The 18,271-nt window shown below is 72.8% G+C and carries 18 protein-coding genes; 9 read left to right on the forward strand and 9 right to left on the reverse strand.

Annotated features, from left to right (window positions below; translation table 11 throughout):
• Positions 1-34 precede the first annotated feature (34 nt).
• Complete coding sequence (locus ACFV9J_RS20605) at positions 35-1,405, reverse strand: helix-turn-helix domain-containing protein (RefSeq protein WP_385356158.1); 1,371 nt, start codon at positions 1,403-1,405, stop codon at positions 35-37.
• Positions 1,406-1,596: 191 nt separating this feature from the next.
• On the opposite strand from ACFV9J_RS20605, the gene ACFV9J_RS20610 reads away from it, so the two are divergent.
• Positions 1,597-1,839 carry a hypothetical protein gene (locus ACFV9J_RS20610; RefSeq protein WP_385356160.1) on the forward strand — a complete coding sequence of 81 codons (243 nt, stop codon included), beginning with the start codon at positions 1,597-1,599 and terminating at the stop codon, positions 1,837-1,839.
• Positions 1,840-1,868: 29 nt separating this feature from the next.
• Positions 1,869-2,972, forward strand: a complete 1,104-nt coding sequence (locus ACFV9J_RS20615) for an NAD-dependent epimerase/dehydratase family protein (protein WP_385356162.1) — start codon at positions 1,869-1,871, stop codon at positions 2,970-2,972.
• On the opposite strand, the gene ACFV9J_RS20620 is transcribed toward ACFV9J_RS20615, so the two are convergent.
• Positions 2,973-3,848, reverse strand: a complete 876-nt coding sequence (locus ACFV9J_RS20620) for a glycosyltransferase family 2 protein (RefSeq protein ID WP_385356163.1) — start codon at positions 3,846-3,848, stop codon at positions 2,973-2,975.
• Between the two features lie 84 nt (positions 3,849-3,932).
• On the opposite strand from ACFV9J_RS20620, the gene ACFV9J_RS20625 reads away from it, so the two are divergent.
• Positions 3,933-4,676, forward strand: a complete 744-nt coding sequence (locus ACFV9J_RS20625; protein ID WP_385356165.1) for a transferase — start codon at positions 3,933-3,935, stop codon at positions 4,674-4,676.
• Positions 4,677-4,693: 17 nt separating this feature from the next.
• Here ACFV9J_RS20625 and ACFV9J_RS20630 read toward each other — a convergent pair whose 3' ends face one another.
• Positions 4,694-5,578, reverse strand: a complete 885-nt coding sequence (locus ACFV9J_RS20630; protein WP_385356166.1) for an NAD(P)-dependent oxidoreductase — start codon at positions 5,576-5,578, stop codon at positions 4,694-4,696.
• Positions 5,579-5,685: 107 nt separating this feature from the next.
• Here ACFV9J_RS20630 and ACFV9J_RS20635 point away from each other — a divergent pair, with 107 nt between their 5' ends.
• Positions 5,686-6,075 (forward strand): winged helix-turn-helix transcriptional regulator, encoded by a 390-nt coding sequence (locus tag ACFV9J_RS20635; protein ID WP_385356167.1) that lies wholly within the window; start codon positions 5,686-5,688, stop codon positions 6,073-6,075.
• Here the strand turns inward: ACFV9J_RS20635 and ACFV9J_RS20640 are convergent.
• Both ACFV9J_RS20640 and ACFV9J_RS20645 read right to left on the reverse strand, forming a co-directional pair.
• Positions 6,013-6,645 (reverse strand): class F sortase, encoded by a 633-nt coding sequence (locus tag ACFV9J_RS20640; protein ID WP_385356168.1) that lies wholly within the window; start codon positions 6,643-6,645, stop codon positions 6,013-6,015. The two genes, ACFV9J_RS20635 and ACFV9J_RS20640, sit on opposite strands and share 63 nt — an antisense overlap.
• A 120-nt stretch (positions 6,646-6,765) precedes the next feature.
• Positions 6,766-7,299 (reverse strand): hypothetical protein, encoded by a 534-nt coding sequence (locus tag ACFV9J_RS20645; protein ID WP_385356170.1) that lies wholly within the window; start codon positions 7,297-7,299, stop codon positions 6,766-6,768.
• A 164-nt stretch (positions 7,300-7,463) separates the two neighbouring features.
• On the opposite strand from ACFV9J_RS20645, the gene ACFV9J_RS20650 reads away from it, so the two are divergent.
• From ACFV9J_RS20650 to ACFV9J_RS20660, 3 genes are all read left to right on the forward strand, one after another.
• Entirely contained in the window at positions 7,464-8,051 is a 588-nt protein-coding gene (locus ACFV9J_RS20650; protein WP_385356171.1) for an NADPH-dependent FMN reductase, read from the forward strand.
• 132 nt (positions 8,052-8,183) lie between these two features.
• A complete protein-coding gene (locus tag ACFV9J_RS20655; protein ID WP_385356172.1) occupies positions 8,184-8,951 on the forward strand; it encodes an SDR family oxidoreductase in 768 nt (255 codons plus the stop codon).
• Positions 8,952-9,046: 95 nt separating this feature from the next.
• A complete protein-coding gene (locus ACFV9J_RS20660) occupies positions 9,047-9,790 on the forward strand; it encodes an SDR family oxidoreductase (protein ID WP_385356174.1) in 744 nt (247 codons plus the stop codon).
• On the opposite strand, the gene ACFV9J_RS20665 is transcribed toward ACFV9J_RS20660, so the two are convergent.
• The 4 genes from ACFV9J_RS20665 to ACFV9J_RS20680 all read right to left on the reverse strand — a co-directional run bounded on the left by ACFV9J_RS20665 (position 9,739) and on the right by ACFV9J_RS20680 (position 15,860).
• The gene (locus ACFV9J_RS20665) at positions 9,739-10,668 is read right to left on the reverse strand and encodes a LysR family transcriptional regulator (RefSeq protein WP_385356176.1); all 930 of its coding nucleotides are present in this window, start codon (positions 10,666-10,668) and stop codon (positions 9,739-9,741) included. The two genes, ACFV9J_RS20660 and ACFV9J_RS20665, sit on opposite strands and share 52 nt — an antisense overlap.
• Before the next feature lie 69 nt (positions 10,669-10,737).
• Entirely contained in the window at positions 10,738-12,384 is a 1,647-nt protein-coding gene (locus ACFV9J_RS20670; RefSeq protein WP_385356177.1) for a M4 family metallopeptidase, read from the reverse strand.
• A gap of 139 nt (positions 12,385-12,523) precedes the next feature.
• A complete protein-coding gene (locus tag ACFV9J_RS20675; RefSeq protein ID WP_385356179.1) occupies positions 12,524-15,070 on the reverse strand; it encodes a molybdopterin oxidoreductase family protein in 2,547 nt (848 codons plus the stop codon).
• A gap of 103 nt (positions 15,071-15,173) precedes the next feature.
• The gene (locus tag ACFV9J_RS20680) at positions 15,174-15,860 is read right to left on the reverse strand and encodes a vancomycin high temperature exclusion protein (protein ID WP_385356181.1); all 687 of its coding nucleotides are present in this window, start codon (positions 15,858-15,860) and stop codon (positions 15,174-15,176) included.
• Between the two features lie 165 nt (positions 15,861-16,025).
• On the opposite strand from ACFV9J_RS20680, the gene ACFV9J_RS20685 reads away from it, so the two are divergent.
• Together ACFV9J_RS20685 and ACFV9J_RS20690 are read left to right on the forward strand one after the other, a co-directional pair.
• A complete protein-coding gene (locus ACFV9J_RS20685; RefSeq protein ID WP_385356183.1) occupies positions 16,026-16,841 on the forward strand; it encodes a sirohydrochlorin chelatase in 816 nt (271 codons plus the stop codon).
• A gap of 59 nt (positions 16,842-16,900) precedes the next feature.
• A complete protein-coding gene (locus tag ACFV9J_RS20690; RefSeq protein ID WP_385356185.1) occupies positions 16,901-18,175 on the forward strand; it encodes a deoxyguanosinetriphosphate triphosphohydrolase in 1,275 nt (424 codons plus the stop codon).
• Positions 18,176-18,271 lie beyond the last annotated feature (96 nt).

Below are 18,271 nucleotides of genomic sequence, written 5' to 3' on the forward strand. Positions count from 1 at the left end.
CAGCGCGACTGCTCACTTCGGCTGCGGCAGTCGCTCAGGTGAGAGCGCCGACGCGGTGGACGAACGAACGCACGCCAGGGAGGGCACGGTCGTGCCGCATCAGGTTGGCAGCCATGGTCCGGACTGAGCCACGGCGGACTTCCTGTGGCGCTGCCCGCTCGGCCGCAAGGAGGGCTCGGTAGCAGCGGTCGGGCTTGCCCCACTGGTCGAAGGCGCGGGCGACGTCGATCCAGTATCGGGCCTGGCGTTCGGTGGTGGGCAGGGCGGCGGGGTCGACACGGCGAGCGTGTTCGACGGCTTGGCCTGCGTCGCCGAGCAGGTGACTGATCGAGACCTGGTGCAGGAGAACCTGGCTGGGGCCGAACGCGGTGCCGCGCAGCAGCGCGTCGTGGCCGAGTTGCCCTGCGGCGGTTGCGGCCTCGCCGATGAGCACCTGTGCCGTGTGCCGGTCGCCTTGCTTCGCTGCTGTGTAGGCGGCAGTGGCATACAGGTTGCCCTGGACGGAGAGCCGTTCGGTTGCGTCGGTGGTGCGGTCGACAGCCAGCTTCTGAGCGGCGGTGACGGCGACGTCGGTGGCGCGGGCATGGTGCCCCTGACGGCGCCAGACGGAAGACACCATGCGGTGGGCTTCGGCCACGGTGAGCGCGTCCGCGCCACCGAGCGCCGAGGTAAGGGCCCGGTCTGCGGTGACGGCTGCCAGACCGTCTTCGCCGAGCTTGATGCACAGGCGGGTCGCGGTGGTGTAGAGCTCGGCGACGGCGGTGGCCGCCTGCTCCGGGTGCCCGCGGTCGCCAAGGGCCTGGGCGAGTGCGATCCGGGTCGGCAGGGCGCGGGCGAGCGTGTCGTAGCGGCATGCGCTGAAGTCCTGTCGGGAGGCTTCCGTGGCCGCAGCGACGATGGACGGCGTGGGATCCGAGGCGAGGGCTTGGTCGTGCTGCCGGTGAAGCAGGAGGTCTTCCAGTCCGGACAGGCTTGGTTGTGCTGCAGCGTGGGCGACGGCTGCCGAGCCGAGGACGGCGCTGGTGGTGGCTCCGGTCAAGGTTGCCAGAAGTTGTCGGCGTCGCACGGGGTCGTCTCCCTCCTCGCCGAACAGAGTGTGCGCGCCCACCCTAGTGGCGCCGGACCGGTCTGAGGCGCCTGGCCGGCGTTGCGGCGCGAGACCGAGCAGGTGTGGAGGAATGTCGAGGCAGGCGGCGAGGCTCTGGAGCAGCAGCACGTCGCGCATAGGTTGCTTGCCGCGTTCCATCCTGGACAGGGAGGCGGCGGTATAGCCGACCTGACTGCCCAGTGCGGCGAGCGTGATGTCCGCCGCACGGCGGGCCAATCGGACTATCGCACCGGCATCGCGACGGGTGAGGGCGTCACGCATGGCCGCAGAGCGCCAGATCGGATGGGTGTTGTCCACGACTCACCTCCTGTCGGACCAATTGTCCCGTCAAACCGCCTTTCGGCACACGAAGTTGCAAGCCGTTTACGTCCGATGCAAACCGTGTGCGCGCCGAGGGGTTTCACCTCCCCTCGCCGGGCGGGCTGCGGTGTCCTCGTGACCAGCGCGCATTCGAGCGGGCCGCAAGCGATTCCCAGGAGGCCAGTGACATGAAGGAGACCCCGGCCATGTCGGGCGTACGGACGTCGGTCACCCACGCGACGCCGCTCAAGCGGGATGCGACGTACGACCACCGCGCCCAGCAGACCGCCCTGGCCATCGAGATCCACCACACCAACGGCCGGACCGTTCAGTCGGTGCTCGTCCTGACCCCGGACCAGATGGAGTTGTACGCCATCCAGTTCGAGCAGCTCATCGCCAAGCGCGAGCAGGCCCGCCAGGCGGGCCTGTGACGTCGCACCCCTCACGACATGGAGGCACGGTGCACGAAACCCAGTTGAGAGAACTCGCCGGCCGGACCGTGCTGGTCACGGGCGGAGCCGGGCTGATCGGAAGTCGGATCACCGGCTACCTGCGCCAGGTGGGGGCCCGGCCGATCGCCCTGTGCACGATGGACGCCTACCCCCGGAGTACCTACCGCGACCTGTTCGGCGTCGACCCGGCCGACCCGGACATCATCATCGGCAACATCCAGAACCGAGGCCTGGTCAGGAAGGCGGTGGCCCAGTCCGACTACGTGATCCACGCCGCCGCCCTCGCCGACGTCGCCGCCTGTACCCGCAGGCCCATGGCGGCGATCCAGACCAACATCACCGGCACCCAGGTCCTGCTCGACGCGGTGGCCGCCTGTGAACGGATCCGTCGGCTGGTCCTGGTCTCCTCGGCCAGCGTCTACGGCAACGGCAACCCGGAGGACGGAGCACGTCCGTGCGACGAGTACCGGACTATGCGGAGGCTGCTGGAATCCGTCTACGGTCGAGTGCCGCCCCAGTTCCACGAGCACACGCGCCTGCGGCCGATGTCGGTCTACGCCAACACCAAGGCGTGGGGGGAGACACAGACTGTTCTCACGCTGGGCGGCGTGGGCACCTCGTACACCGTTGTACGGTACTTCTCCGTCTATGGAGAGCCTCAGGTCATCAAGGAGAACAGTCATTCATGGGTCGTGGCCTGGTTCGCTGCCCGTGCTGCCCTGGGACTGCCCCTGCACCTCAATGGCGGCGGCCACCAGGTCCGGGACCTGGTCCATGTCGACGACATCGCCATCGCTACGGTGCGGGCCCTCGTCGCCCCACTTGCCCACAACGAGACGATCAACGTCGGCACCGGAGTACCCACCAGCATCCGCAAGGTGGCCGAGTTGGCCGCAGAGCAGTACCCGGAAGCCCGGTTCGTGGAGACGCCGCTGCCACCCGGTGACCCGCTCGGCGGCTACGCGGCCACCCACCGCATGGAAGCGGTCCTCGGTTGGCGGCCGACCATCACAGTCGAGGAGGGGGTCGCCCGTTACGTGGACTGGCTGGACAAGACCCCCGAGGCGATCCCCCGGTGGCTGAGGGCCCGGACCGAGACCGCGACTGCCTGATCAGATGACCGGTGGCCGGCCCAGGCGGGTCATCCGCCACACCGTGGACCATCGCATCGGCCGACGGGGCGGGCACGGGGTGCGCAGGCCCTCGGCGAATCCGCCGAACCAGGCCCGAAGCCCCGCCGCCGACCGGGTACGTGCCATGGTCATAGCGGTCCAGATGACCAGGTAGAGGGGGACGAGCAGGGCAGGAAGACGCCTCTTGGCGAGCCAGACCCGGTTGCGGGCGACCATCCGGTAGAAGACGGCGTGCCGGGTCGGGGAGGTCCACGGATGCTGGAGCACGAGCTCCGGCTCGTAGAACACCTTCCAACCCGCGTCCAGCGCCCGCCATGCCAGATCGGTCTCCTCGTGCGCGTAGAAGAACGGCTCGGGCCAGCCACCGATCTGATCCAGCATCCGCATGGACAGCCCGTGCCCACCGCCGAGGAACGTCGTCACCAGCCCGCCCCGCATCGGGTCTGTTGCGCGCAGACGCGGGATGTGGCGGCGCTGAGTGCGACCCTGCTCGTCGGCGATGCGGAAACTGACGACGCCCAGCCGCGCGTCCGCCGCGTACAGCTCCGTAAGCCGCGTGAAGACGTCTGAGTCGATCAGCAGGCCATCATCGTCCAGGTCCACCACCACATCGACATCCCCGAACTCCCGTAGCCGGGCCAGAGCGGCGTTCCGGCCACCCGAGATCCCCAGGTTCTCCGTCAGCTCGACGCCGGTCACCCCGTCCGGCAGCACCGGCAGCGACGAGCCGTTGCCAACCACCACCACCCGTGCCGCAGGTGTGTCCTGCCCGGCGACCGACGCAAGGAGGTCGGCCAGCTCGGCGGGTCGCGTGCCCATGGTCAAGATGGCGACGCCAACGCGCGGGTGACTCACGGATGAACTCTCCGTTCCTCGGGTTCGGTCCGAGTGATGCTAGCTGTCCGGGGGCCGACCGCCGACCACAAAGGAAGAGCACCGATGCACCGGATCCGCCTCGGCGACTACCTCACCGTCCCCACCAACAGAATGCTGGGCTCCACCCCGTACAACCAGATGGAGGAGACGGATCTCGCCGAGTTCCTCTCACTCTGGGAGGACTGGCACCTCCGGGCCCTCGACGGGCTCCCGCACCGTATCCACCCCACCGCACAGATCCATCCGACCGCGATAATCGGGGACGACGTGATCATCGGCCCCCGAGTGCGCGTGTGGGAATTCTCCACTGTTCGGGCCGGCTCTGTGCTGAGCGCCGACGTTTCGGTCGGCTTCAACTGCGAGGTCACCCGTTCGTTTCTGGGCGAACGCGCCATCCTCGGGCATCGCATCGGGATCAACCGCACTCTGGTCGGCGCGGACGCTCACCTGTCCGCCAACCTGACCGTCGCGGCCATCAGCATGTGGAGTCCGCACCTGAGCAACCCCGAACGGGAGATCATCCTGCGCACTCCCGGGGGTGTTTACCGTTGCGGTACACCGCAATTCGGCGCCCTGATCGGTGATCGGGTCCAGACAGGCAACAACATCAGCCTGGGACCCGGCCTCGCGATCGGACGCCACTGCCGCATCGCCAGTGGCGTCACCCTCGCCGCGCGCACCATCCCCGACCACAGTGCCGTTACAGCACCGCACACTTCTGACGTCGAAGTCCGTCGGCGATACCCGCATGCGGCGCGAGGAGCGGTGCACTCAGCCGGGACAGATGCCGAGGCCGAATGCGGTTAGGCCGACGGCGAGCCTCGTCACAACCGCAGCAGTTCCGCCGCCCCCGTCGTGTCCTCATCCCCGTGCCCCTCGGCGAGCCGTCGCTCCATCAGGGTCAGGTACGGCGTGAGCAGCTCCGCGCTCACCCCCTGCTCCTCCGCCGTGCGCAGCAGGGTCGCGCTCCCCGCCACCTGCATCGCCAGGTTGGAGACGACGTCCTTGCCGTAGTCGCCGCTCGCCAGTTGCCCGGCGGCCCGGTGAGCCGAGCCGGACATCGCGCCGAGCCAGGACACCAGCAGCGGTGCGAAGTCCTCCGGGGCGATGTCCTCCGAGCCGATCAGGGCGAAGGCGTGCGCCATGCCCGCGAACATGCCGTACATCGCGCTCAGCAGCGCCACGTCGTGCAGCGCCGCGAATCCCGGGTCCGTACCGACGTAGCGCGTTCCGGCCGGCACGGCGAGTGCGTCCCGGTGCTCGTCGAACAGCTCGGCGGAGCCGCTGTAGAGGATGTATCCGCCGGAGTCGGGAGACCCGATCATCGGCGGTACGGCCATGATCCCGCCGTCCAGGAAGCGGGCTTCGCGCTCCGCCGCCCACGCGGCGCGGGCGCGGCCCTCCGCAGGCGTGCCGGTGGTGAGGTTCACCAGGTCACGGCCGGTCAGGTCGGCGCCGTCGAGGGCCGCGCCGACCGTGGCGTCGTCCAGCAGGCAGACGATCACCAGGCGGCTCGCGGCCACCGCCTCACCGGCGCTCGCGGCGACCCTCGCCCCCTCGGCGGCGAGGGCCCCGGCGCGGGCCGGGGTGCGGTTCCAGACGGTCACGGGATGGCCGGCGGCGAGCCAGGCGCGGGTCAGGGCGGTGCCCATGGCGCCGGTGCCGAGGACGGTGAGCGGAATACGGGCGGCGGGTGTCTTGTCAGTCATGGCGATCAGGTTCCGACGGGGCCGGTGACCGCTCAAGTACGTACTTCGGAGTGGGTGGTTACCCCGGCGGAAGCGTGCAGGCAGCGGGCAGGGACGGAGTGACGGTTATGGGGACGGCACGGCGGCCGGGGGCGTACCACTGCGGGGTCGACGCGGCGATCGACGTGATCGGCGGGAAATGGAAGGTACTGATCCTCTGGGCCCTCGGCGAGGGGATGTACCGCTTCGGCGCGCTGCGCCGCGCACTGCCGGGTGTCACCGAGAAGGTGCTCGCCGCGCAGCTGCGGGAGCTGGAGGCCGACGGCATCGTGCACCGCGAGGAGTACGGCGAGGTGCCGCCCCGCGTGGAGTACTCGCTGACCGCCCGGGGCGTCGCCCTCAACGCGGCGCTGGTGCCGCTCGGTGCGTGGGGCAGGGAGCACGTGCTGAACGCGTCACCGGCTCCCGGTCAGGTGGGCGAAGACGACCACGTTGCCCTGGTAGCCGGTACTGCGTGAGTAGGGGCCGCCGCAGGTGATGACGCGCAGTTCGGGGCGGTCGGCGGCGCCGTAGACCTTCTCGTCGGGGAAGGCGTCGGCGGCGTAGACCTCCACCGCGTCCACCGTGAACACGGCGACGCCGCCGTCGCGCCGGTCGATCTCGATCGCCGAGCCCTTCTTCAGGGCGCCGAGGCGGTAGAAGACGGCGGGACCCTCCGCGTTGTCGACGTGCCCGGCGACGATCGCGGTGCCCTTCTCGCCGGGGGTGGTGCCCGCCTCGTACCAGCCGGCGAGGTTCTTCTGCTCGGCGGGCGGCACGTCCAGGCTGCCCGTGTCGGTCAGGCCCAGGCCGGTCAGCGGGGCGTCCACGCCGATCGCCGGGATGCGGACGCGGTCCGGCGGGGAGGGCGGCAGCGCCGGTGCCGCGGCGCCCCGGTCACCCCGGTCGGCCTGGCCGGTGGTGCGGGCCTGCGCGGCCGACGGCTGCGGCGGGGCGTCGGTGCGGTCGCCGCCGAGCAGCAGCCACGCCCCCGAACAGAGGGCGACCGCGGTGACGGCCGCTATCGCGGTGTCCTTGACCCTGCGCATGACGTCCCCTCTCCCTCGGATCCCTGGGCCCCCGGCCCCCTCCGGGCCGCGAGGGGCGTCGGACCCGGAGGGGGTGGGGAAGTGCGGTACCGGCGGCGGACGGGCAGCGGAGGGTGCCCGTCAGATCCCGTCGCCTCTCGCCCGGCGATGCAGGAGCCAGGTACCGCCCGCGGCGGCGACGGCGAGAGCCGCCACACCGGCCGCGGTCTGCACGGGATCGGGGCCAAGAGCGCCGCCGACCCCCGTCTTCACGCTTCCTCTGGGGTACACCTGCTCGGCGGCCGACGACAGCGTGACCACCAGGTCGCCCGTCACCCGCCGCTCGTCGTCCCCACAGGTCGCGACGATCTCGTACGTCCCCGGCTGCGCGCTCGGCGGCACCTCGAAGTGGCCGGTCGCCTCTCCCTCGCCGGAGCCCGGCGCCAGCGGGAACGCGCCCGCGCCGACCGCGCTGGCGTCACCCGCCGCCGAGCCGCCCTCTCCGCACACCGCGGTCGTCACCACGGCCCGGTCGCCCGGCACGACCGAGGACGGGTACACCGTCAGGCCGCCGGTGGCGACGGCGTCCCCGGCGTACACCGGAGCCGCAGTGGTCAGACCGACGGCCGCGGCGGCGAGCGCGGTACCGGTCAGCAGGCGGGCGGTACGTCGCATCGGTGCTCCTTTGAGCTCTTCGGTGGCCCCTGCCCTACCGAGGAAAGGCGCATCGGCCCCGGCCCGCTCCCCGGACGGGTGTGAACGGGTGACCGGCGCCTCCGAACGGGCCCGGGGCGCGGCCATTTGACCTCAAGTAAACTTGAGGTACCAGGCTCTGCCGCATGACCACAACGACCGCACCGCTCCGCGTCACCCTGCTCGTCGGCAGCAACCGCCACGGCCGCTTCGGCCCCGTCGTCGCCGACTGGCTCCTGGACCGCCTCCGGGCCCACGACGACCTGGTCCCCGAAGTGGTGGACGTCGCCGGGACCGACCTGCCCACGACCTTCGCCCCGAGCCCGCAAGCGACCGCCGCACTCGCGGAGATCACCCCGAAACTGGCGGACGCAGACGCGTTCGTCGTGCTGACACCCGAGTACAACCACTCCTTCCCGGCGGGCCTGAAGAACGTCATCGACTGGCACTTCACCGAGTGGCGGGCCAAGCCCGTCGGCCTGGTCTCCTACGGCGGTCTGGCCGGCGGCCTGCGGGCCGCCGAGCACCTGCGCCAGGTCTTCGCCGAACTCCACGCCGTCACCGTCCGCGACACCGTCTCCTTCCACAACGCGGGCGCGTCCTTCGACGACGAGGGCAGGCTCAGGGACCCGTCAGGGCCGGACGGGGCGGCCAAGACGATGCTCGACCAGCTGGTGTGGTGGGGCCGGGCCCTGCGGGAGGCGAAGGAGAAGCACCCCTACGACGGCGCGTGAGACGTCACGGAAACGCCGCCCGGCTGCCATAGGAGCTTCCTATGGCAGCCGCTGCAATTTCGTCTTTGCCTCCCTTCGATTTCCGGACCTACCGTGTGGGAGTCATCACGCGAAGGCGAAAGGGAAAATGCCATGGCCGTGCAGGAAAACGCGTCGGAGAACAAGGAACTCGTAGGAAAGCGGGCCCTGGTCACCGGCGGCACGCGCGGAATCGGAGCGGCGATCGTCCGCGGGCTCCTGGCCGCCGGCGCCGAGGTGGTCACGACCGCCAGGTCGGCGACGCGCCCGGCGCCGGAGGGTGCGGGGTTCGTGCAGGCGGACGTGCGGACCCGCGCCGGGGCCGAGGCGCTCGCCGGGGCCGCGCAGGAGGCGCTCGGCGGGGTGGACATCCTGGTCCACAACGCGGGCGGGGCGCGGCCCCACAAGGACGGGCTGGTCATCCCCGACGAGGAGTGGCTGGACACGCTGAACCTGAACCTCCTCGCGTCGGTCCGGCTGAACTCCCTTCTGGTACCGGGCATGCGGGAACGGCGCTCGGGGGCGATCGTGCACATCTCCTCGGCCGCGGTCGCGCCCCCGGCACCCCCGTTCCTGCACTACCAGGCGGCGAAGGCGGCGCTGGACAACTACAGCGCCGGACTGGCCGCGACGCTGGCACCCTCCGGCGTCCGGGTCAACACCGTCAGTCCCGGCCGGACCTCCACCCCCGGCGGGGAGGAGACCCGGGAGCACTGGGCGAGCCTCGACGCGGGACCGGCCGTGAGCGGCACCGCTCCGCTGGGGCGCGACGGCCTGCCCGACGACATCGCCCACGCGGTGCTGTTCCTCGTGTCCGACCGGGCGGGCTGGGTGACCGGGACCAGCCTCGCCGTGGACGGCGGGGAATATCCCAGGGGTTGACATTCCAGGGGTTGACATTCCAGGGGTGCCGGACGTCCCCCCCCCAAAAAAAAAGAGAAATGAAGCTGGAAAAGTTTGCGAAAAGGGGCCCGGGAATGGGAATTTACAGCAACAGGAATGCCGTGATCACGGGTGGCGGCAGCGGAATGGGTTTCGCGATGGCGGAACTGCTGGTGGCCGGCGGAGCCCGCGTCGTGATCACCGGCCGTTCGCAGTCCACGCTCGACGCCGCGCGGGAGCGGCTCGGCGAGAACGCGGTGGCCGTCCGGGGCGACGTGGCCTCACTGCCGGACCTGGACGCCCTCACCGACCGGGTGAAGGCCGAACTGGGCACGGTCGACGCCCTGTTCGTGAACGCGGGCATCGCGACCCTCACACCGCTCGAATCGACGACCGAGGAGGCGTACGACGAGCTGTTCGACATCAACGTCAAGGGCGCCTGGTTCACCGTGCAGAAGCTCGCCCCGCTGCTGAACACGGGCGCCGGTGTCGTCCTCACCACCTCGGTCGCCAATGTCATCGGCATGGCGGACACCAGCGTCTACGCGGCCGGGAAGGCGGCGCTGCGCTCGATGGCCCGCAGCTTCTCCCGTGAGCTGCTGCCCCGCGGCATCCGGGTCAACGCGGTCAGCCCGGGACCCGTCGACACGGGAGCCCTGGACGCGGCGATGACCGCCGAGGAGGCCGAGCGGTTCAAGGCGGAACGGGTCGCGGACAACCCCATGCGGCGCTTCGGCACCCCCGAGGAGATCGCCCGGGCCGCCGCCTTCCTCGCCTTCGACGCCACCTACACGACCGGCGCCGAGCTGGCCGTGGACGGCGGCGCCACCCAGCTCTGAGCGAACCGGTACCAGGTCTCCTGGCGCAGGAACTCCAGCAGCGCCGTCTCCGCCGGGCCCGCGCCGGGCCGGACCGCGGCGACCACGGGCTGGGACACGGCCGGGGACACCGGACGCACCAGGTGCTCGTGGCCGGGGGGCACCGCGGAGGCCGGGACGAAGGTCACCCCGAGGCCGTGGGCGGCCCAGCGCACGGCCGTCGCCGTCTGGGAGACCCGGGCGACGGTGGTCGGGGCCAGCCCGTTCTCCCGCAGCACCTCCACCAGGACGCCGTCGAGCGCGCTGGCCGGGTCGAACCGCACCCACGGCTCCCGCTCCAGGTCCCGCAGCGCGACCCGGTCCGCGGCGAGCTGCGGGTGCCCGGCCGCCAGCACGACGACGAACTCCTCGTCGCCGAGGTGGTGGCCGTCGTACAGGCCCTCCTCGCACGGTCCGGCCATGATGGCGAGGTCGATCACGCCGCCGCGGGCCAGCCGCTCCAGCTCGGTCGGGTTCGGCTCCTCGAAGACGGTGACCTCCAGGCGCGGGAAGCGGCGGCGCAGCGCGCTCAGGGCGCCCGGCAGCTGTCGCGTGCCCAGGCCCATCTGCACCGCGACCACCAGCTCGCCCGCCAGCTCCCCGGAGCCGGCCCGCGCCGTCGCCCGCGCCCGGCGCGCCGCGTTCACCGCGATCTCCGCGTCCCGCAGGAAGGCGCGGCCGGCCACGGTGGGCACCAGACCGGTCGGGGTGCGGGAGAACAGCTCCACGCCGAGGTCCCGCTCCAGACCGCGGATCTGCTGGGACACCGAGGGCTGGGCGACGCGCAGCGCCTCGGCCGCGGCCGTCACCGAGCCCTCCTCGGCGACGGCCAGGGCGTACTCGAACTGCCTCAGGCTCATCGGCTCCCGTCCCGCCTCGCTCGTGCTCTCGACGCAAGCGTAAGCGAGCGCGGGACGGCCCGGGGGCCGTCAGCCCACGTTCACCGCGCTCCACGCCGCGCCGACCGCGGCGTACTCGGCGCTGTCGGTGCCGTACAGGTCACCGGCCGCGCTCAGGGTGGCGGCGCGGGCGCCCGCGTAGTCGGTGGACGAGGTCATGTAGACGGTCAGCGCCCGGTACCAGATGTCGCCGAGCTTGTCCCGGCCGATCCCCGAGACCGTGGAGCCGTCGCAGGTCGGGGAGTCGTACGCCACGCCGCCCACGGTCCGCGCGCCGCTGCCCTCGGCCAGCAGGTAGGCGAAGTGGTTGGCGACGCCGGAGGAGTAGTGGACGTCCAGGTCGCCCAGCGAGGTGCTCCAGCAGTCGGCCGAGCTGCCGTCCCGGCTCGGCCGGTCCAGGTAGCGCAGGGCGTCCCGGCCGAAGCCGTCCCGGACCACCTTCTCGCCGATTCTGTAGTCCCCGGGGTCGGCGGAGTTGTCCGCGTGCCACTCCACGAGCGTGCCGAATATGTCGGAGGTCGCCTCGTTCAGGCCGCCGGACTCGCCCGAGTACGCCAGCGCCGCCGTCTTCGACGTCACCCCGTGCGACATCTCGTGCCCGGCGACGTCCAGCGAGACCAGCGGCCCGAAGGTCGTCCCGTCACCGTCGCCGTACGTCATGCAGAAGCAGCCGTCGTCCCAGAAGGCGTTGTTGTAGCTGTTGCCGTAGTGCACGCGGTTGTACGAGCCCTTGCCGTCACCCGCGATGCCGCGGCGCCCGTGGACGTCCTCGTAGTAGTCCCAGGTGGCGTCCGTGCCGTACTGCGCGTCCACCGCGGCCGAGGCGCGGTCGTCCGCGGTCCCCGTGCCCCAGTGGTTGTCGGCGTCGGTGAACAGCGTCGCGGGCGCCCGCACCAGGCAGATGGTGAGGAAGCACAGGTCGGTCCGGTTCTCCGCGTCACCCGTGTACGTGCCGCCGCGCGTCGGGTCCTCGAGCCCGTACGACGACGACCCGGACGACGTCGTCTCCAGCGGCACCGTGCCCCCGTACAGCGACTTCCCGTCGCCGGACGCCGACTCGACGGTGTCCCAGGCGTCGATGCGGGCGCCCGTGCCCGCGTCGGTCAGCACGGTGCGCGCGACCGGGTTGCCGAGGGAGTCCAGCGCCGCCGCGTCGGTCCGCCAGGCCAGCCTCGGGGTGCCGTGCAGGGCGTCGACGACCAGCTCCGGCCGGGCGGTGAGCTTCTTGAGCAGCTCGCCCGGATTGGCCGCGCGCAACGCGTTCGAGGCCAGGTCGGCGGCCTTCGGAGCCGACAGCTTGGGCGTGACGGTGGGCAGGGCGAGCGGGGTGCCCGTCGCGCGGTCGGCGCCGCGGAAGTCGCCGTCGGGGGCGAGGTGGACGACGAAGTCACCGCCCAGGACGGGCAGTTCGCGGTAGGTCCGGTCGTAGCGGACGTGCTGGGTGCCGTCCTCGTCGACGATGACGTCGCGGACCTCGGTGTCCTGGTCGTCCGTCAGGCCCAGGGCGGCGGCGTGCTCCGACAGGGCCGCCGCCGCGTGGTCGAGGGCCGTGGCCGGGGTCGGACGGCCGGCCGCCGCGGCGCCGGGGGCGAGGGCGGCGATCAGCAGGGTCGCGGTGGTGGCGGCGGTACCGGCCAGGGCGAGACGGGAACCTCTGACGTGCCGTATTCGGCTCATCGATCTCCTCGGGACGGGCGCGCCTTCGGCGCGCCTGCGGGCGCTGGTGCTGACTCGGATTCAAGAATCCGGGACATGACATGTCCATAGCGCTCACGTGGAGATCATGGGAGGAGAGGATGACGCCGTCGGGCAGGCCTTAGGAAGTCACCGTTTCCACCCGCACCGCGCACACCTTGAACTCCGGCATCCGCGAGGTCGGGTCCAGGGCCGGGTTGGTCAGCGTGTTGGCGCGGCCCTCGCCGGGCCAGTGGAACGGCATGAACACGGTGTCGGGCCGGATGCCGGTGGTGATGCGGGCCGGGGCCACCGCCCGCCCCCGCCGGGACACGACCGCCAGCGGGTCGCCGTCGGCCGCCCCCAGCCGTGCCGCGAGCCGCGGGTGCAGCTCCACGAACGGGCCCGGTGCGGCGGCGTTCAGCTCGGCCACCCGCCGGGTCTGCGCCCCGGACTGGTACTGCGACACGACCCGCCCCGTGGTCAGCAGCACGGGGTACTCGTCGTCCGGCTCCTCGGCGCTCGGACGGTGCGTGACGGGCGCGAAGCGGGCCCGCCCGTCGTCGGTGGCGAAGCGGTCGAGGAAGAGGCGCGGGGTGCCGGGGTGGGGCGCGGCGGCACGGAGGCCGGTGCCGCCGCTGCCCGTGGCGGCGCTGTTGCCGGTGCCGGTGAGGGTGCCCCTGCCGCTGCCGCTGCCCGTTCCCATGCCGGTGCCGCTGCCGCTGCCGCTGCCCGTTCCCATGCCGGTGCCGGTGCCGCTGCCGCTGCCCGTTCCCGTGCCGCTGCCGCTGCCCGTTCTCATGCCCGTGCCGGTGCCGCTGCCGCTGCCCGTTCCCATGCCCGTGCCGGTGCCGCTGCCGCTGCCCGTTCCCATGCCCGTGCCGGTGCCGCTGCCGCTGCCCGTTCCCATGCCGGTGCCGCTGCCGCTGCCCGTTCCCGTGCCGGTGCCGCTGCCCGTTCCCGTACCGGTGCCTGTACCGGTGCCCGTGCCCGTTCCCGTGCCGCTGCCCGTTCCCGTGCCGACGGAGTCCCTGTCGTCGGCCGCCGGTTGCGCCGGGCACGGCCAGAAGACGCCGTTCTCCTCCGCCAGCCGCCGGTAGTCGATCCCGGAGTAGTCCGCCGGGCCGCCCGCGCTCGCCCGCCGCAGTTCCTCGAAGACCTCCTCGGGGTCGGTCGGGAACCCCTTCTCCACGCCGAGCCGTCCGGCCAGCCCGTGCAGCACCTCCAGATCGCCGCGCACCCCGTCCGGCGGCGTGATCGCGCGCCGCCGCAGCAGCACCCGTCCCTCCAGACTCGTGGTGGTCCCCGTCTCCTCCGCCCACTGGGTCACCGGCAGGACGACGTCGGCCAGTTCCGCCGTCTCGGAGAGCACCACGTCGCACACCGCCAGGAAGTCCAGCGACCGCAGCCGCCCCTCGACGTGCGCGGCCCGGGGCGCGGACACCACCGGGTTGGACCCCATCACCAGCAGCGACCTGACGTCAGTCCCCAGCGCGTCCAGCAGTTCGTACGCGCTGCGCCCCGGCCCCGGCAGTGCGTCGGGGTCCACGCCCCACACCTCGGCGACGTGCCGCCGGGCCGCCGGGTCGGTCAGCTTGCGGTAGCCCGGCAACTGGTCGGCCTTCTGGCCGTGTTCGCGCCCGCCCTGCCCGTTGCCCTGCCCGGTCAGGCAGCCGTACCCGGACAGCGGCCGCCCGGCCCGCCCGGTCGCCAGGCACAGGTTGATCCACGCGCCCACCGTGTCCGTGCCCTTGGCCTGCTGCTCGGGCCCGCGCGCGGTGAGCACCATCGCCGCCTCGGGCGCGCTGAACAGCCGTACCGCCTCCCGCAGTTCGGGGACGGACACGCCCGTGATCCGCTCCACGTACTCCGGCCAGTGCGCCATCGCCGCCGCCCGCGCCTCCTCCCAGCCCACCGTGCGCTCCTCGACGTACGCCTCGTCGACCCGGCCCTCGGCGACGACCAGGTGCAGCATGCCCAGCGCGAGGGCGAGGTCGGTCCCGGGCCGGGGCGCGAGGTGCAGGTCGGCCTGTTCGGCGGTCTTCGTCCGGCGCGGGTCTACGACGATCAGAGTGCCGCCGTTCTCCCGCAGTTCGGTGAAGTAGCGCAGGGACGGCGGCATCGTCTCCGCCGGGTTGGACCCGACGAGGATCACGCATCCGGTCTTCGGGATGTCCTCCAGCGGGAAGGGCAGCCCCCGGTCGAGCCCGAAGGCCCGCGTCCCGGCCGCCGCGGCCGACGACATGCAGAACCGCCCGTTGTAGTCGATCTGCGAGGTGCCGAGCACCACCCGGGCGAACTTGCCCAGCGCGTACGCCTTCTCGTTGGTCAGCCCGCCCCCGCCGAACACCCCGAGCGCGTCCGCGCCGTACCGCGCCCGCGTGCGCTCCAGGTTCCCGGCGATCCGGTCCAGCGCCTCGTCCCAGCCGGCCGGCACCAGCGCGCCGCCGTCCGACCGCACCAGGGGCGAGGTCAGCCGCGCCCCCGGCGCCAGCACCGCCGCCGCCGTACGCCCCTTGCCGCACAGCGCGCCCCGGTTCACCGGGAAGTCCGCCCGCTCGGACACCTCGACGGTCCCGCCCTCGACGGGCGTCAGGTTCATCCCGCACTGCAGCGCGCAGTACGGGCAGTGCGTGGGGGTGGGGTCGGGGTTCCGAGTGCCGGGGTTCCGCGTGCCGGTGTTGTGCATGCCGCCCAGCCTGCGGCTTCCGTGTTACGCGACCGGGCGGCGCCTTGTTACACGGCGGGGACGGCGGCCTCCCCGCCCCCGCCGGGCCGCGGTGAGGGACGCGTCATCCGGCGCCGGCCAGGGCCCGCGCCACCCCCGGTTCCCTCGGGCCGAGGAAGTGCGGGTCCGGCTCGAAGACCGCGTCCAGCGCCGCCTTGCCCGCCGCGAGGATCTCCCGGGCGCCCCCGTAGTACCAGGTCGCGTCGTGCTCGTCGTCGACCCCGACGCCGTACGACGCCACCCCCGCCTCCTGGCACAGCGCGACCGCCCGGCGGATGTGGAAGCCCTGGCTGATCAGCACCGCCCGGTCGACGCCGAAGATCCGCTTCGCCCGGACGCAGGAGTCCCAGGTGTCGAACCCCGCGTAGTCGCTGACGATCCGCCCGTCGGGCACCCCGTGCCGGACCAGGTAGGCGCGCATGGCGTCCGGCTCGTCGTACTCCTCGCGGCTGTTGTCCCCGGTCACCAGCACCACCTCGATCCGCCCCGCCCGGTACAGCTCCGCCGCCGCGCCCAGCCGGTGCGCGAGGTACGGCGACGGCTCCCCGTCCCACAGCCCGGCCCCGAAGACGACGGCGACCTCGGTGCGCGGCACGTCGGCGACGGTGCGCAGCCGGTCGTCCGTCACGACCCGCAGCCACGCGCCCGGCAGCAGGGCCAGCACACACCCGGCCATCACCACCCGCACCAGCCGCCGCCGCCCCTTTCGGGTGCGCGGAAGACGCGGTCTGCGAAGCCTCGGGCGGCGCATACGGACGGTCCCCTCCCCGGTCGGTTCCTGCCACCAGGGACGTCCGGGGCGGCCGTCCGGTTCGCCGCCCGCTCACACGGACGGTCCCGCGCCGTGTGAACCGACGGAAAATCCCCGTGACACCCACGCAACGGGGAGGCAATCTCCGGCCGCCACCCTCGGAGCATGACGGCGACGACAGTGACGAGCAACCGGACCGCGGCGGCCACCGGCGGCACCCCCGCCCTGGTCGTCGTCGCCCACGGCAGCCGCGACCCACGCGCGCTCAGCACCGTACGGGCCCTCCTCGACCGGGTCCGCGCCCTGCGCCCCGCCCTGCCGGTGCACCTCGGCCACGTCGAGCTGAACGAGCCCCTGCTGCCGGACACGCTCACCGCCCTCGGCGACGGGGCGGCGGTCCTCGTCCCGCTCCTGCTGAGCCGCGGCTACCACGTCAAGCGGGACATCCCGGAGATGGCCGCGCTCTCCCCGGTCCGCACCCGCGTGGCCGCGCCGCTCGGCCCGCACCCCCTACTGGTGGACGCCCTGCACGCCCGCCTCCTGGAGGCCGGCTGGCCCACCCACCCGGGCCCGGAGCACGCCGTCGTCCTCGCCTCGGCCGGCTCCCGGGACCCCGAGTCCCGCGCGGACACGGCCCGCACGGCAGCGCTCCTCGCCGCCCGCCTCGGCGTCCCGGTCGCCCCCGCGTACGCCTCGGCGGCGACCCCGACGGTCGGGGACGCGATCCGCGCCCTGCGGGCCCGCGGCCACCGCCACGTCGCCGTGGCCTCCTGCTTCACGGCCCCGGGCCGCTTCGCGACCCAGTGCGCGGCAGCGGCCCCGTGGATCACCTCGTCCCCTTTGGGTACCCACCCGTCGATGGCCCACCTACTGCTCCACCGCTACGACCAGGCACTTGGAATCGGCGGCGAGGGGAACGTGCCCAAAGGGGCGCGGGGAACTGCGCGACAAGCCACGACGAACGCCGCACTCGCCCGATAACCGCACCAGGCAGACGAGTAGGCCCCCACCTGTCACACCTTCCCCTTACTGTTCATGACATGGAAGGCACCCGCACCGCACCCCCCTACGACCCGGCGTCAGCCGCCCGCTACGCCCCCGAACCCGACAAACGCCCCGGCCGTACCGCCTTCCAGCGCGACCGCGCCCGCATCCTGCACTCCGGCGCCCTGCGCCGCCTCGCCGGGAAGACGCAGGTCGTCGCGCCGGGGGAGGGCAGCCCCGTCTGGGACGCCAGCCCCCGTACCCGCCTCACGCACTCCCTGGAGTGCGCCCAGGTCGGCCGGGAGCTGGGCGCCGCCCTCGGGTGCGACCCGGACCTCGTCGAGGCGGCCTGCCTCGCGCACGACCTGGGCCACCCGCCCTTCGGGCACAACGGGGAACAGGCGCTCAACGCCTTCGCCGAGGACTGCGGCGGCTTCGAGGGCAACGCCCAGTCGCTCAGGCTCCTCACCCGCATCGAGCCCAAGCGGTTCACCGAGGACGGCTCCGTCGGGCTCAACCTCACCCGCGCCACGCTCGACGCCGCCACCAAGTACCCGTGGCCCCGCGGTGCCCACCCCGCCGCCCCCGCCTCGCCCAAGTTCGGCGTGTACGACGACGACCGGCCCGTCTTCGCGTGGCTCCGCGAGGACGCCCCCGGCGCCCGCACCTGCTTCGAGGCCCAGGTCATGGACTGGGCCGACGACGTGGCGTACTCCGTGCACGACGTCGAGGACGGCCTGCACGCCGGTCACATCGACCCGAACTGCCTGCTCGCCGACCCCGAGCGCGAGGCCGTGTTCGACGTGGCCGTCGGACGGTACGTGCCGGCCGGCACCGACCACGCCGAACTCGCCGCCGCCCTCGACCGCCTCCTCGCCCAGGACTGGTGGCCGCACGGATACGACGGCTCGGCGCCCGCCCAGGCGCGGCTGAAGGACGCCACCAGCCAGCTCATCGGCCGCTTCTGCCTGGCCGCCGAGGCCGCCACCCGGGCCGCGTACGGAGACGGCCGGCTCACCCGCTACACCGCCGAGCTGGTCGTGCCCCGCGAGACCCGCATGGAGTGCGCCGTCCTCAAGGCGGTCGCCGTCCGCTACGTCATGCAGCGCACCGAGCAGGAGCGGCTCCGCGCCGACCAGCGGATCGTCGTCGCCGAGCTGGCCGAGGCGCTCACCGCCCGCGCGCCGGACGGGCTCGACCCCCAGTTCCGCGCCCTGTTCGACGCGGCCGCCGACGACCGGGCCCGCAAACGGGTGGTCGTCGACCAGATCGCCTCCCTCACCGACGCCTCGGCCCGCTCGCTTCACGCCCGCCTGACGGGGCATCCATGAGACTGGCGGCGGGACGGGCATGGCCCGGATCGGCCCGGATCGGCCCGGATCGCGGCACTCCGTGGCCTGATCGGGGCACTGCCCCTTCCCGCACCA

The organism is Streptomyces sp. NPDC059906, from assembly GCF_042730645.1.
Taxonomy (GTDB): Bacteria; Actinomycetota; Actinomycetes; order Streptomycetales; family Streptomycetaceae; genus Streptomyces; species Streptomyces rubrogriseus.

Coding starts and splice junctions, on each gene's coding strand:
- ACFV9J_RS20610 (WP_385356160.1), top strand. CDS start 1,597: ATGAAGGAGACCCCGGCCATGTCGGGCGTACGGACGTCGGTCACCCAC.
- ACFV9J_RS20625 (WP_385356165.1), top strand. CDS start 3,933: ATGCACCGGATCCGCCTCGGCGACTACCTCACCGTCCCCACCAACAGA.
- ACFV9J_RS20630 (WP_385356166.1), bottom strand. CDS start 5,578: ATGACTGACAAGACACCCGCCGCCCGTATTCCGCTCACCGTCCTCGGC.
- ACFV9J_RS20635 (WP_385356167.1), top strand. CDS start 5,686: ATGGGGACGGCACGGCGGCCGGGGGCGTACCACTGCGGGGTCGACGCG.
- ACFV9J_RS20640 (WP_385356168.1), bottom strand. CDS start 6,645: ATGCGCAGGGTCAAGGACACCGCGATAGCGGCCGTCACCGCGGTCGCC.
- ACFV9J_RS20645 (WP_385356170.1), bottom strand. CDS start 7,299: ATGCGACGTACCGCCCGCCTGCTGACCGGTACCGCGCTCGCCGCCGCG.
- ACFV9J_RS20650 (WP_385356171.1), top strand. CDS start 7,464: ATGACCACAACGACCGCACCGCTCCGCGTCACCCTGCTCGTCGGCAGC.
- ACFV9J_RS20655 (WP_385356172.1), top strand. CDS start 8,184: ATGGCCGTGCAGGAAAACGCGTCGGAGAACAAGGAACTCGTAGGAAAG.
- ACFV9J_RS20660 (WP_385356174.1), top strand. CDS start 9,047: ATGGGAATTTACAGCAACAGGAATGCCGTGATCACGGGTGGCGGCAGC.
- ACFV9J_RS20665 (WP_385356176.1), bottom strand. CDS start 10,668: ATGAGCCTGAGGCAGTTCGAGTACGCCCTGGCCGTCGCCGAGGAGGGC.
- ACFV9J_RS20670 (WP_385356177.1), bottom strand. CDS start 12,384: ATGAGCCGAATACGGCACGTCAGAGGTTCCCGTCTCGCCCTGGCCGGT.
- ACFV9J_RS20675 (WP_385356179.1), bottom strand. CDS start 15,070: ATGCACAACACCGGCACGCGGAACCCCGGCACTCGGAACCCCGACCCC.
- ACFV9J_RS20680 (WP_385356181.1), bottom strand. CDS start 15,860: ATGCGCCGCCCGAGGCTTCGCAGACCGCGTCTTCCGCGCACCCGAAAG.
- ACFV9J_RS20685 (WP_385356183.1), top strand. CDS start 16,026: ATGACGGCGACGACAGTGACGAGCAACCGGACCGCGGCGGCCACCGGC.
- ACFV9J_RS20690 (WP_385356185.1), top strand. CDS start 16,901: ATGGAAGGCACCCGCACCGCACCCCCCTACGACCCGGCGTCAGCCGCC.